The sequence below is a fragment of the Ruegeria sp. BH8 genome, assembly GCF_056538065.1.
Genome location: NZ_JBQFSP010000001.1, coordinates 1155515 through 1168415 on the forward strand (window position 1 = coordinate 1155515; position 12901 = coordinate 1168415).

At 57.5% G+C, this 12901-nt stretch carries 12 protein-coding genes; 7 read left to right on the forward strand and 5 right to left on the reverse strand.

Going from position 1 to position 12901, the window contains the following annotated elements; translation table 11 throughout:
- Positions 1–18 precede the first annotated feature (18 nt).
- Positions 19–402 carry a nuclear transport factor 2 family protein gene (locus ACR0AD_RS05730; protein WP_348540311.1) on the reverse strand — a complete coding sequence of 128 codons (384 nt, stop codon included), beginning with the start codon at positions 400–402 and terminating at the stop codon, positions 19–21.
- 148 nt (positions 403–550) lie between these two features.
- Between ACR0AD_RS05730 and ACR0AD_RS05735 the strand changes: the two genes are divergently transcribed.
- The 4 genes from ACR0AD_RS05735 to ACR0AD_RS05750 all read left to right on the forward strand — a co-directional run bounded on the left by ACR0AD_RS05735 (position 551) and on the right by ACR0AD_RS05750 (position 2768).
- The gene (locus ACR0AD_RS05735) at positions 551–973 is read left to right on the forward strand and encodes a DUF2852 domain-containing protein (protein WP_209503649.1); all 423 of its coding nucleotides are present in this window, start codon (positions 551–553) and stop codon (positions 971–973) included.
- Between the two features lie 66 nt (positions 974–1039).
- Positions 1040–1471: an RDD family protein gene (locus ACR0AD_RS05740; RefSeq protein WP_209596678.1), complete on the forward strand. Its 432-nt coding sequence runs from the start codon at positions 1040–1042 to the stop codon at positions 1469–1471.
- 75 nt (positions 1472–1546) lie between these two features.
- The gene (locus tag ACR0AD_RS05745; protein ID WP_480485352.1) at positions 1547–2371 is read left to right on the forward strand and encodes an arginyltransferase; all 825 of its coding nucleotides are present in this window, start codon (positions 1547–1549) and stop codon (positions 2369–2371) included.
- A gap of 7 nt (positions 2372–2378) precedes the next feature.
- Positions 2379–2768 (forward strand): VOC family protein, encoded by a 390-nt coding sequence (locus ACR0AD_RS05750; RefSeq protein ID WP_480485350.1) that lies wholly within the window; start codon positions 2379–2381, stop codon positions 2766–2768.
- 134 nt (positions 2769–2902) lie between these two features.
- Here the strand turns inward: ACR0AD_RS05750 and ACR0AD_RS05755 are convergent, their stop codons facing one another.
- From ACR0AD_RS05755 to ACR0AD_RS05765, 3 genes are all read right to left on the reverse strand, one after another.
- Positions 2903–5257 carry a TRAP transporter large permease gene (locus ACR0AD_RS05755; protein ID WP_480485348.1) on the reverse strand — a complete coding sequence of 785 codons (2355 nt, stop codon included), beginning with the start codon at positions 5255–5257 and terminating at the stop codon, positions 2903–2905.
- Between the two features lie 17 nt (positions 5258–5274).
- Positions 5275–6201 carry a TRAP transporter small permease subunit gene (locus tag ACR0AD_RS05760; RefSeq protein WP_267363848.1) on the reverse strand — a complete coding sequence of 309 codons (927 nt, stop codon included), beginning with the start codon at positions 6199–6201 and terminating at the stop codon, positions 5275–5277.
- Between the two features lie 122 nt (positions 6202–6323).
- Positions 6324–7406 (reverse strand): TRAP transporter substrate-binding protein, encoded by a 1083-nt coding sequence (locus tag ACR0AD_RS05765; RefSeq protein WP_480485346.1) that lies wholly within the window; start codon positions 7404–7406, stop codon positions 6324–6326.
- Between the two features lie 245 nt (positions 7407–7651).
- Between ACR0AD_RS05765 and ACR0AD_RS05770 the strand changes: the two genes are divergently transcribed.
- Positions 7652–9085 carry a cache domain-containing protein gene (locus ACR0AD_RS05770; RefSeq protein WP_209596684.1) on the forward strand — a complete coding sequence of 478 codons (1434 nt, stop codon included), beginning with the start codon at positions 7652–7654 and terminating at the stop codon, positions 9083–9085.
- Complete coding sequence (locus ACR0AD_RS05775) at positions 9082–9729, forward strand: response regulator transcription factor (RefSeq protein WP_267363844.1); 648 nt, start codon at positions 9082–9084, stop codon at positions 9727–9729. The genes ACR0AD_RS05770 and ACR0AD_RS05775 overlap by 4 nt, the downstream gene beginning before the upstream one ends.
- Positions 9730–9833: 104 nt before the next feature.
- On the opposite strand, the gene ACR0AD_RS05780 is transcribed toward ACR0AD_RS05775, so the two are convergent.
- Entirely contained in the window at positions 9834–10679 is an 846-nt protein-coding gene (locus tag ACR0AD_RS05780; protein WP_480485344.1) for a HalD/BesD family halogenase, read from the reverse strand.
- A gap of 420 nt (positions 10680–11099) precedes the next feature.
- On the opposite strand from ACR0AD_RS05780, the gene ACR0AD_RS05785 reads away from it, so the two are divergent.
- Positions 11100–12851 carry an acetolactate synthase 3 large subunit gene (locus tag ACR0AD_RS05785; protein ID WP_480485342.1) on the forward strand — a complete coding sequence of 584 codons (1752 nt, stop codon included), beginning with the start codon at positions 11100–11102 and terminating at the stop codon, positions 12849–12851.
- The last annotated feature ends 50 nt before the right edge of the window (positions 12852–12901 follow it).

Genomic DNA, 12901 nt, shown 5'->3' on the forward strand with positions numbered 1-12901 from the left:
GTCAATGGGGCATTCTGATTAGGTTTCCTGAACCGGCGTATCCTGACTGAAGCTGTTGATCCATACGTCGTTTCTTCTTTCCCACAAAGATGAAATCAGCATTGCCTCGCGCCGATCTGCGCCCGGGCGCAGGTAATCGGCGCGGTAGGACAACAAGACGATATCCGGGGTCAGAATGCGTAACCGGGCGTCACTCAGATCAAACTCGGCCATCGTTGGCGCATCTGCAAATTGCCCGACGTGATCGTCCCGATTGGCAAACCCCGTGGGATAAACGCCCAGAAAATCCGCGCTCAGCAAGGCGCGGTCGGCGCTTGCATTGCCTTCAACCAGCGCCACCCAGACCTGTGTTTCCAGTTCAAGTATGTCCTTTAGTGCAGGGGCAGCTTTGTTGTCCGTCATATCCATACTCCGACCCTGTGGGCCAGTTCCTGAAACGTCAACCGGATTGCATAATGTAAATCTTTTTCACATTACCCCTTGCACCCATCCAAACGGTACCCCATCTATGCAATGTGAATAGAGTTTACATCAACCCTGGAGAGCTCAAATGACCGCATTGTCCGACCCCGCCGTCCCCGCGAATCCGGGATGGCTTTATCGAACCGAAGCCTGGCTGGATGACAAAGGCAAAGGGGCCTGGATCGCCGCCATGGTTCTTGGATTTATCTTCTTCTGGCCCGTTGGCCTTGCCCTGCTGGCCTATATGATCTGGAGCAAACGCATGTTCAGCAAATCCTGCAACCGCCGCAAATCCTGGCACAGCCACATGAGTGCAATGAAGCCCTCGGGCAACAGCGCCTTTGACGCCTACAAAGCAGATACACTGGCCCGCCTGGAACGCGAACAACAGGATTTCGAAGCCTTCCTGCGCCGCCTGCGTGACGCCAAGGACAAGGCCGAATTCGACCAATTCATGGATGAACGCGCCCGCGAGAACCATGACGAAGACGGCAAGGGCGAGCCCGCCTGATTGACCTTGCCCTGCCCCGGTGTTTCGGGACAGGGTGCCCCTACCCCAGTTTTTCGGACCTATCGAATGAACCATCTGCCCAACCCGGACACCCAACCCGATTTCTATCGTTCCGTGACAACCAAACGCTTTGTCGCCTGGCTGTTCGATATCGCCTTCATTTCGCTGCTTTGCACGGTGGCAATCCTCTTTACTGCGTTTCTGGGTCTGTTTTTCCTGGCCCTGATCTACGCCGTTGTCAGTTTCGTCTACCGGGTGGTGACCATCGCCAACGGCTCAGCCACGCTGGGAATGCGCTTTATGGGGATCGAGCTGCGTGACGCGTTCGGAGAACGAATGGACTTGGGCAAGGCGCTTGCCCACACTGCCGGCTATTTTGTCAGCATGGCCTTTCCCGTGGTCCAGATCATCTCGGTCATCATGATGATGACCAGCGCCCGTGGCCAGGGTCTGACCGACAGTTTTCTGGGCACCGTGATGATCAACCAACGGGCCTGACGCAAGGTTGCGTGAAACACTTGGCGGTCTCGGGAACGGTTGCTATCATCCCTCCCGAGGTTGGATGGGGATTTCATGCGACATACGCTGCCAATTGCGCCACAATTCTATGTCACGGCACCGCAGCCCTGCCCTTATCTTGGCGGCAGGATGGAACGTAAACTGTTCACCGCCCTGCAAGGCGAAGGGGCTGAACAGCTGAACAACTCCCTGTCTCAACAAGGATTTCGCCGGTCTCAGAATGTACTCTACCGTCCTTCGTGTACGGATTGCGCAGCCTGCCTGTCGGCCCGGATCGATGTTTCAGCCTTCAGGCCGACCAAAAGCCAGAAGCGCGCAACAAGGCGGAATGGTTACCTGGAACGCCGCGCAACCTCGCCATGGGCCACGGATGAGCAATACGAGCTGTTCCGCCGTTATCTTGATACCCGTCACGCCGATGGCGGCATGGCTGACATGGATGTTTTCGAATTCGCCGCGATGATCGAGGAAACACCGATCCGCAGCCGCGTTGTGGAATATGCCGATCCTGAAACGGGCGAGTTGATCGCCGTCAGCCTGACCGATGTGCTCGATGACGGGCTAAGTATGGTCTATTCTTTCTACGACCCGGAACAGCCGCAAAACTCACTCGGCACCTACATGATCCTCGACCATATCGACATCGCACGTGAGGCGGGCCTGCCCTATATCTATCTGGGGTACTGGGTCCCCGGCAGCCCCAAGATGGGCTACAAAGCCAAGTTTTCAGGGCTCGAGGCCTATATTCAGGGGGGCTGGCAAAAAATCAGCGATCCGGATGCCTATACTGGCACATCGCATCACCCCTTGTCGGCGCCGCCAATCGCCGAACAGGTCGCCAATATCCAGCTCCCTGACCGGCACCCGACCAAAGGCTGACCGCGCGATGAAACAAAGCCTGCATGCCGTCACCCTTGTGGTGCCGGATTACGACGACGCCATCTTGTTTTATACAAAGACGCTCAGCTTCCAACTTATCAAGGACATCGACCTCGGCAATGGCAAGCGCTGGGTTCTGGTCGCGCCCCCCGGTTCAGACAGCGGCTGCCTTCTTCTGGCAAAGGCTGACGGACCTGAACAAACCGCCGCCATAGGCAACCAGACCAGCGGGCGCGTTGGGTTCTTCCTGCAAACCGATGATTTCTATCGCGACCATGCGAACATGCGCGCCAGGGATATCCACTTCGAAGAAGAACCCCGCCACGAATCCTATGGCGTCGTCGCTGTCTGGCGTGATCCCTTCGGCAATCGCTGGGACCTGATCCAGTTCACCTGATCCGCATCTTCATCTGGCCAAAAATATCCCGGGGATGAATTGGCCGCAGGCCAAGAAGGGGCTGGCCCCTTGCCCGAAATAAACAGAAAAGGGGGCCAATCGGCCCCCTTTGCAATATTCTCTTCCGGATCGGATCAGTTTGGCATCAGGTCCGGAACGATCGTGACAATCGTCGGGAAGAACCACAAGATCGCGATCCCCATCACCTGGATCAGAACAAACGGAACGATCCCGCGATAAATATGACCTGTAGTAACCTCCTTCGGCGCAACCCCCCTAAGGTAGAACAACGCAAACCCGAAAGGTGGCGTCAGGAACGACGTCTGAAGGTTCACCGCCACCATAATCGTGACCCATTTCGGATCGAACGAGCCGCCATAGATCACAGGGCCCACGATGGGGATCACGATGTAGATGATCTCGAGGAAATCCAGCACGAAACCCAGAATGAACAGCACCAGCATCACGATCAGGAAAACCGTGAACTCGTTGTCAAAGCTCTTCAGGAATTGCTGGATATAATGCTCCCCTCCGAATGAAATCACCACGAGGTTCAGCAACTGCGATCCGATCAGGATGGTGAATACCATCGAGGTCACCTTGGCCGTCTCGCGCACCACCGGAGTCAATACACCGCTGGAATACAGCACCCAGCACCCGTAAAGCAGACCGAACAGGGCGTACAGGTAGGCCGCATAGGCAATGATGAAGGCGATCCAGCTTTCCACCGTCACATTGCCTTGATTGATACGCAGGTCAAAGTTGACCCCCATCAGCAATGCAATGACAACGGCGAAAGTCGACCAGATGACGACTTTGCCCGAACGACCCTGATCCTGCAGCTTGCGGTAGGCCGCCAGCATGATCGCGCCACCCGCACCCAGCGCAGCCGCCGGTGTCGGATTGGTGACACCTCCCAGGATCGAGCCCAGCACCGCGATGATCAGAACAAGCGGAGGAAAGACCACGCGGATCAGATCGTTTGTGGCACAGCGGGCCGCAGCCTCTTTGCAGCCATACATGGCCAATGCGAACGGCAGGGCGAGCAGCACGAAAGTCACGCCAGAGGATGTGGTCGGCGATATCATCAGGATATCGACCAATGCCATCATCAACAGCCCGATCGCGCCAAGGATCAGCGGCTGCGGTGACCGCGACGGTGCGATACCACGGCCCAGAACCAGGGTCAGCCCCAGCAGAACAAGGGTAACCGCCACACCAGTGCCAATCGGCGCCGCGTCGGCAATCCTTTTTTGCTGTTCGGCGGCCAGTTCCTCTTCTGTCAGGCGATGCGCTTCGGTTGTGCCGCCAGCGGCATCAATAGCCTCCTGCTCGGCAACAGCCTGATCCCAGGCAACTTGCCCGTGCAGATCGATCATCGACGCCTTGCACTCTGCCGAAACGTTGGTCCTCAGCGACGCACCCTCGCCGATATCCGAGAAGGCCGAGACCGAGATATTCTGGCTTCCGATCACACCGACATTGCCCAAAAGGACCGCACCGACGATCAGGGCTACAGGCGCACCCAGCAACCATGTCAGGCCTTCTGACCGCGTAATGGGTTCCCCGGAACCACCGGACACAGCCACAGCGGGCGCTTTGTGTGGATTCAGCAATGCATAACCAAAGGCATAGAGCGCATAGAGCAGCGCCAGCATGATCCCTGGCAACAGCGCAGCCTGGAACAATGTCCCGACCGAGACAACCGCAGGCTCACCCAGATAGGTCAGCGCGTCGGTACAACCGGCTTCAACAGCCCGGGTTTCCTGCGCTGTCGAATACAGATCCCCCGCCAATGTGCCCAGCAGGACGATCACGATCGACGGTGGAATGATTTGCCCCAAGGTGCCCGATGCCGCGATCACACCGGTCGCCAGTTCCGGCGAATAGTTGTTGCGCAACATGGTTGGAAGCGCCAGCAGGCCCATCGTCACAACGGTCGCGCCAACGATACCGGTCGAAGCCGCCAGAAACGCCCCCACAACCACAATTGACACGGCCAGACCACCCGGAAGCGGGCCAAAAACACGTGCCATCGTCGTCAGCAGATCGTTGGCAATCTTTGAACGTTCCAGCGTGATGCCCATCAGGACGAACATGAGCACGGCCAGAAGGGTCTCGATGGATTGCCCGGCCAGCACGCGCTCGTTCATTCGGTTCACGATGAACGACACGTTGCGGTCCAGCGCGGTTTCCCAGCCCGAGGCAAAAACAGGTTCGGCGAGCCTTGGCAAATCCGGGTATCGGAACACGGATATGGTGTCCGGCTTGATCCCGGAGTTCACAAGGTCCCGATAACTTTGCGATCCGACGTCAATCGCCTGGTGGATCAGCAACCCCGCGCTGTCCAGCGCGGCGATGATGCCAAAGGATATTATCCCTGCCCCGCCGATGGCAAAAGCCACCGGAAAGCCGGAAAGAATGCCCCCGAAAAGGCAAAAGAATACGATAATGAGGCCTATCTCGACGCCATCAAGTCCGAATAGCATTGTCTTTGTCTCCGCCCTTAATGCGCGCCTTCATAGGCTTCTTCACCCTCACCAAGGCTGTCCTTGTCGAGGTATTTTCCAACGCTGTCCGGTCCTTCCACGTATTCCAGATACGACCGGTACAAAAACGCGATGGCGTGCAGGAACACCATGGCTGCAAACGCCACCAGCAGGATCTTGAACAGGAAGTAAGCATTGAACCCGTTGGGGCTGAACCCGATGGTTTCCACGTTCCAACGCAGGGCGCGGGATTTGGCAACCAGACGGTCCAACGCATCACTGGCGGAAGGGTTCGGCACGATCAAGTGACGCCACAGGAAGAACCAGCCGTACATCCAGGTCAGCACCGCCATTGGCATCATGAACAGCAACGCGCCGCACATATCGACCACACGCTTGGCGCGGTGGCTGATACCGGCATAGATCAGATCAACGCGCACATGCCCGCCCTGCACAAATGTGTAGGTACAGCACAGGCAGACGACCATGGCGTTATACAGTTTCAGCTCTTCCGCGAACCAGCTGATATCCATCTGGAACGGTATGCCCAGACCGAAGGACATATCAGGACGGGTAAAGACCCGTTGCATGAATACGATGACAATTTGCTGAATCACCATCAGCAGCCCCGCCCAGGCAAAGAACCGCCCGGTGGTGTTTGCAAAACCTTCAAGGCCGCGCACGATGGCCCACATGAAGTTCCGGTAATACAACCCGACGGCTGTCAGAACCAAAAAGAAGGTGAACACCACAAAGAAGAACTCGACCGAACCGCCGTAATACACAAAGCGCATGATCGACGCCTTGTCAGACCAGTCCAGCCAGAGCTGCGGATGCGTGATCGCATATCCGAAATTATAGAAGGCTTCGGCAATGTTCTGAATGAACCAGACCAGTCCATTCCACAGGGCGCCGAAGAACGAGATACCGTTTTCGTCCTGCATGTTGTCCCCAGGTCGTCTCAGTTGCGCGCAGGCCTATTGTGGCTTGCCCAAGTCCTTTCACGCAACGGGAAAGGTTTCCCCGCAAGGTGCGGGGAAACCGTTTTTCCTTTGATCAGGAAGGATTAGCCGCGAACACGGTCACGCTGTGCGGTGTAGACACCCGACGACAGGTTGTTCCATGCCGACGAAGCCGCCATCGACGACATTGCGCTGTCGTGGATCTTCTTGAACAGCTCATCGCCCATGTTCTCGTCCAGAACTTCCTGGCTGGCCTTGCCGAACGCATCCCAGACACTGTCAGGGAATTCCAGGACCTTGACGCCACCGGCCTGCAGGCGCTGCAGCGCTGCGCCATTGTTGGCCAGGAACTGCGCCAGGTTCCACTGGTGTGCTTCTGCGGCAGCGATCTCGATGATCTTCTGCTGGGCCGGGGTCAGTTCATTGAACACGTCGCGGTTGGTTGCCAGCGACAGACCTGCGCCCGGCTCGTGGAAGCCCGCAGTGTAGTAGGTCTTGGTGATTTCCTGGAAGCCCGCCTTTTCGTCGGCCCAGGGTCCGATCCACTCGGTTCCGTCAATCGCGCCAGACGACAGCGCCTGATACACTTCGGAACCGGGGATGTTCTGAACAGACGCGCCCAGTTTGCCCAGTGCTTTGCCGCCCAGACCGGGCATACGGAACTTCAGACCATTGAAGTCTTCGGGGCTGTTGATTTCTTTCGAGAACCAGCCGCCCGCCTGCGCACCGGTGTTACCGGCCAGGAAGGACTTCAGGCCAAAGATTTCGCCCAGCTCATCATGCAGCTCCATACCGCCGTCATGATAGTACCAGTTCACCAGTTCCTGTGCGGTCATGCCGAAGGGCACGGCCGTGAAGAACGCATAGCCTGGGTGCTGACCCACAAAGTAATAGTCAGCGGCGTGATACATGTCGGCCTGACCGGACGAAACCGCGTCAAACACCTCGAACGCGCCAACCAGTTCGCCTGCCGCCTTGATTTCAACATTCAGGCTGCCATCCGACATGGCGTTGATGCTGTCGGCACAACGCTGCGCGCTGTCAAACACGCCAGCCAGACCACGACCCCACGAGGTCACCATGGTCAGTGTGCGCTGTCCCTGTGCATAGGCCGGAGCCGCCAGAGCGGTTGCTGCAGCTGCCGAACCGCCCAGCGCGGATTTTTTCAGAAATGAACGACGATCCATATGAGTGTTCCTCCCCTTCATAGTCACGATCCGGCAGAACCGGACCTGTCGCATTCAGTGCGCGTCAGCCTAATGTGAGCGAAGCGAAAGGGAATACCTACTACTGCGTAGAGAATCGATTTCTTTTGGGGATGCGGTGAAATTTCCGAACGAAAACTCCAACAAAAACGGCCCAAACACCGGAATTTCACAGACCAACGCCAATCTTTTTGCATTTTTGACGCCGCTTGCGTATCGATTCGTCCATGCAAAGACTTCGACATCTTGTCTCGCTGACCTATGCGCAGAAACTGTCGCTGGTGGCCGCAATCCCGCTGGTTGTGGCCGTGGCCGCAATCGCTGTGCTTGTAGCCTATGAGGCACGTGCGACCGCCGAGCGCGAGATCGAAGCCCTGGAGCGCAGCCTGATAGAAGCCAAGAAAGAAGAACTGCGCAACTACGTGACGCAGGCGCGCAATGGTTTTGCCTATATCTATGGCCGCGCTGAACCGGATGACGAGGTATCAAAGAACCTTGTCTCGCAGATACTCTCGGCAATGATCTATGGGCAGGACGGGTTCTTTTTTGTTTACGACTATGATGGCAACAATCTGGTCAGCCCCCGTCAGACACAATTTATCAACCGCAACTGGGAAGGTCTGACCGACAGCGATGGCACGCCCATCGTTGACGAGTTCATTAGCCTCGCCCGTCAAGGGGCCGGGTGGCACAGCTTCATGTGGGAGAAACCCTCGACCGGCGATGAGGCGCAGATGATCGCCTATGTCGTCGGGTTGCAGGACTGGCGCTGGGTCGTGGGTACCGGGGTCTTCATTGACGACATTGTCGCCACGGTCGCCAACGCAAGGGCCGAGGTCGAGGCCCGCGTGCAGCGCACCTTCATGTATATCGGCGCTATTGTCGTGGCCGCCGTTCTGATTGTCTTTGCCTCGGGCATGTTGCTGAACATTCGCGAGCGACGGTTGGCAGATGCCAAGCTGAAGGAACTGACGCAACGTGTCTTCGACGCGCAGGAAGAGGAACGCGGCCGGGTTGCCCGCGAACTGCATGATGGCATCAGCCAGATCCTTGTGGGGGTACGCTATGCGCTGGACAATGCGCGCCGCCGTCTGTTGCGCGGCGATGATGCAGGTGCGCGCGATCCGCTGGACAAAGGCATCGACCATCTTCGCACCGCCATCACCGAGGTCCGTCGCATCAGCCGCGACCTGCGCCCCGGCGTACTGGACGACCTTGGTCTTGGGCCTGCGCTGAAGGCTCTGACCGACGATTTTCGCGAACGAACCGGGATCGAGACCGAATTTTCCACCGTCGTTTTCCGAAACCGGCTGGATCAGGACAGCAAGATCGCGCTCTACCGCATCGCACAAGAGGCGCTGACAAATATCGAACGCCACGCGGATGCCTCTTATGTTACAATTGACCTGCGCGGCCACAAGAAAGGCGCAACCATGCGGATCACGGACAATGGCCGTGGGTTGCGCGCAGAATCCGGGACCCCGACCACCGGCATCGGCCTGCGCAACATGCAGGAACGAATTGAACAACTTGACGGATCGCTGCGTATTCTGTCATCACGCGGACCGCGCGGCGGAACGGTGATCGAGGCCAGTCTGCCGCTGAGCCACCTGTTGCCACCGCAGGAAGACGCAACTCCGAACCGAAAGGCCGGTACATGAGCGCCAAAAACATCCGAGTTCTAATTGTCGACGATCATCCCATGGTGGCCGAGGGCATTCAGTCGATCCTTGAAAGCTACGACGATATCGAAGTGGTTGGAACACTCGGCAGCGGTCAGGCCGCGGTGGATCAGGCGGTTGGCCTCGCCCCGGATGTCATCCTGATGGACCTGAATATGCCTGGCCTCGGCGGACTCAGCGCCACGGAGATCATTCTGGAACGCCTGCCCGATACGCGCATCCTGATCCTGTCGATGCATGACAGCCCCGAATACATTTCGACCGCGCTCAGCCACGGCGCAAAAGGCTATGTTCTCAAAGATGTCCCAACCGAAGAGATCAAGCAGGCCATCGATGCGGTCATGCGGGGTGAGCAGTATCTGTGCACCGGTGCCAGTGGGTCCCTGAAACCCAAAGGCGACAACGCACGCGAGGCGCTGACAGGGCGCGAGCAAACAATTCTGCTGGAACTGGCGCAGGGCAAATCAAACAAAGAGGTTGCGCAAAAGCTGGATATCTCGGTGCGCACGGTTGAAACGCATCGCAAGAACATCAAGCGCAAACTGGGAATTTCCTCGACTGCCGGGCTGACCCGCTACGCGCTGGAACATGGCATGCTGCAAGGCACCGGGGTCGGTTTCTGATCCTTGCGCAACCGCAGCGCGCAGCGCTGCCCGGCCCAACCAGAGAAGACGCGCCACAGGCGCGTTGACGGCGGGCGGGAGCGTTCACCTCCGGTAGTGCCCCTTCAATCCAGCAACTGATCCCTTCGCAAACCCGCGCGCTCATAATGATGCGGCAACACGCGTCCATAAAGCTGCTGCGTCCGTTCGATCCCGCCGCACATGCCTTCGGCCTCGACAAATGAAAAGATACCCACATACCGCCGCCGCGTGCCCTTGACCGGGGCGACCCTGTGCAGGGAATAGCGGCCTTTGAATATCTGCAAATCCCCAGGTCGCAATTCCAGCCGATGAACATGCGCCGTGTTTCCATCCAGAACCGAAGCGACCTGATCGAAATTCTCATCCTCGGCTGAGCGCAGATTGGGCGCGTATTCGAATGCACCGCCCTGCTCGCCATTCTGGATCGCCAGTGTCACGGTGTAGTTGTTGGTGTCGAAATGCCAGGGAAAGCCCTGCCCCTCTTCCACGACATTGATGATCACGTCTGCCAACGGGTCGTCGTAACGAAAGAAGCGGTCCTCAGGCTCATCCAGCGCATCCCGAATGAAGGGAAGAAATCCGCTAAACTCGTAAATCCTGCGTAAAGGACCGGAATGCGCAAAATTGTCGGCAGGAACAAACGCGTTCGACCGGTCATAGAACCGTCGGATCGGATGGGCGGCGTCGAACCGTGGGTCGTCCTTGGTGAAATAGGCATTTGTGCGATTGAAAGACCGGTGTGCATTGGGCGCCACCTCATCTGCCTCCTGCACCAACAGCTCGATCCCTTGCGCATGTGCGAAACCCGGTAGAACCGCACATCCGTCCTGTTCCAACTCGCGCCGCAAATCCTCGATCAATCGCCTGTAAGCTGGCGAATCCGGGCGATCGATCGGATATCGTCCCAGATCTACCAGGTCCTGTAACATGCTCCGCCTCCCTCATTTGCGACCACAAGGTCAGCGTGACCCAGACAAAACACCGGATCATGCCAGTTTCAGACATCGGCCTGACGCATTCAGACCTTCATACTTGTCCCGCCCTCAGGAAAACGACTGCCCTTTTCCCGGAAATTCCCGGCATGCGGCAATCTGCGCAACAAAATTTCGCAAAATACCGCCATTGAGATAGAAAATTGGTGGATTTGCCTGTTGACGCTCCTCCCCCCCGACCATAATGTCCCCTCCAAGCAAAAAGGAGCCTCTGGCGATGAGAACGCTAGTCGTAATCGTAGGAACTACGCGCATGGGCCGGTAACGGTAAACCATAATCGAACCCATGCGCCTCCGAAAATTCGGGGGCTTTTTTTTGTCAAACGCAAGACACATGTCGCGAACGGAGCAAAGCAGATGACACGTGAGATGACCGGCGCAAAGATGGTGGTTCAGGCCCTCAAGGATCAGGGCGTGGACACGGTATTCGGATACCCCGGTGGCGCCGTCCTACCGATCTATGACGAGATCTTTCTGCAAAACGACATTCGTCACATTCTGGTGCGTCACGAACAGGGTGCGATCCACGCCGCCGAAGGCTATGCGCGGTCGACCGGCAAGCCTGGTGTTGCGCTTGTAACCTCTGGTCCCGGTGCCACAAACGCCGTTACCGGCCTGACCGATGCGTTGCTGGATTCGATCCCGATTGTGGTTCTGACCGGACAGGTCCCGACCTTCATGATCGGATCGGATGCCTTTCAGGAGGCCGACACCGTTGGCATCACACGCCCCTGCACCAAACATAACTGGCTGGTAAAGGACACGAATTCGCTGGCCGAAACGCTGCACGAGGCTTTCCATGTGGCCAAGTCGGGCCGTCCCGGCCCGGTTCTGATCGACATTCCCAAGGATGTGCAGTTTGCCACGGGTGAATACAACAGTCCGAAACCTTCGACCTCGCACTACCAGCCGGTGCTGAAAGGCGATCTGGAGGAAATCAACGAGCTTGTTGCAGCCATTGAAAAAGCCAAGAAGCCGGTTTTCTATACGGGCGGTGGTGTCATCAACTCTGGCCCCGCAGCCAGCCAGTTGTTGCGCGAACTGGTGGATTCCACCGGCTTCCCGATCACCTCAACCCTGATGGGTCTGGGCGCTTATCCCGCGTCGGGCGAAAACTGGTTGGGTATGCTGGGGATGCACGGCCTTTACGAGGCGAACCTTGCAATGCATGGCTGTGACCTGATGATCAACATCGGCGCACGGTTCGACGACCGGATCACAGGGCGCATTGACGCGTTCTCTCCAAAGTCCAAGAAAGCCCATATCGACATTGATCCGTCTTCGATCAACAAGGTCATCCGTGTGGACATCCCGATTGTCGGCGACGTGGCGCATGTACTGGAAGACGTTCTGAAGGTGTGGAAGTCACGCGGGCGCAAGACCGATGCGGCAGCCGTCAAGAAATGGCAGGCACAGATCTCTGAGTGGCGCAAGATCAACTGTCTGTCCTACACCAACAGCGAAAAGTCGATCAAACCGCAATACGCGCTGCAACGTCTTGAAGAGCTCACGAAAAAGCATGATCGCTATATCACCACCGAGGTTGGGCAACATCAGATGTGGGCGGCACAATATCTTGGGTTCGAAGATCCCAACCGCTGGATGACATCGGGCGGGTTGGGCACTATGGGCTACGGCTTCCCCGCCTCCATCGGTGTGCAGATGGCACATCCGGACGCGTTGGTGATCAACGTCGCCGGTGAAGCCTCTTGGCTCATGAACATGCAGGAAATGGGCACGGCCGTTCAGTACCGCCTGCCCGTCAAGCAGTTCATCCTGAACAACGAGCGTCTGGGCATGGTCCGGCAGTGGCAGGAACTGCTGCATGGCGAGCGCTATTCGCACAGCTGGTCCGAAGCCCTGCCCGATTTCGTGAAACTCGCCGAGGCGTTTGGCGCCAAAGGTATCCTGTGTTCCGACCCCGCCGATCTGGACGACGCGATCATGGAGATGATCAACTACGACGGTCCGGTAATCTTCGACTGTCTGGTTGAAAAGCACGAGAATTGCTTCCCGATGATCCCGTCCGGCAAAGCGCATAACGAGATGCTTCTGGGTGAGGCCGAAACGCAGGGCGTGATCGACAGCAAAGGTTCGGTTCTGGTCTGATACCGTCCGAGGATTACCGCCGGGCGACCATTGCGCCCGGCAAACACAGG

Excerpts from the sequence above, each read along its gene's own strand:
- ACR0AD_RS05745 (WP_480485352.1), top strand. The coding sequence starts at position 1,547 with ATGCGACATACGCTGCCAATTGCGCCACAATTCTATGTCACGGCACCG.
- ACR0AD_RS05785 (WP_480485342.1), top strand. The coding sequence starts at position 11,100 with ATGACACGTGAGATGACCGGCGCAAAGATGGTGGTTCAGGCCCTCAAG.
- ACR0AD_RS05760 (WP_267363848.1), bottom strand. The coding sequence starts at position 6,201 with ATGCAGGACGAAAACGGTATCTCGTTCTTCGGCGCCCTGTGGAATGGA.
- ACR0AD_RS05730 (WP_348540311.1), bottom strand. The coding sequence starts at position 402 with ATGACGGACAACAAAGCTGCCCCTGCACTAAAGGACATACTTGAACTG.
- ACR0AD_RS05770 (WP_209596684.1), top strand. The coding sequence starts at position 7,652 with ATGCAAAGACTTCGACATCTTGTCTCGCTGACCTATGCGCAGAAACTG.
- ACR0AD_RS05775 (WP_267363844.1), top strand. The coding sequence starts at position 9,082 with ATGAGCGCCAAAAACATCCGAGTTCTAATTGTCGACGATCATCCCATG.
- ACR0AD_RS05750 (WP_480485350.1), top strand. The coding sequence starts at position 2,379 with ATGAAACAAAGCCTGCATGCCGTCACCCTTGTGGTGCCGGATTACGAC.
- ACR0AD_RS05780 (WP_480485344.1), bottom strand. The coding sequence starts at position 10,679 with ATGTTACAGGACCTGGTAGATCTGGGACGATATCCGATCGATCGCCCG.
- ACR0AD_RS05740 (WP_209596678.1), top strand. The coding sequence starts at position 1,040 with ATGAACCATCTGCCCAACCCGGACACCCAACCCGATTTCTATCGTTCC.
- ACR0AD_RS05755 (WP_480485348.1), bottom strand. The coding sequence starts at position 5,257 with ATGCTATTCGGACTTGATGGCGTCGAGATAGGCCTCATTATCGTATTC.
- ACR0AD_RS05735 (WP_209503649.1), top strand. The coding sequence starts at position 551 with ATGACCGCATTGTCCGACCCCGCCGTCCCCGCGAATCCGGGATGGCTT.
- ACR0AD_RS05765 (WP_480485346.1), bottom strand. The coding sequence starts at position 7,406 with ATGGATCGTCGTTCATTTCTGAAAAAATCCGCGCTGGGCGGTTCGGCA.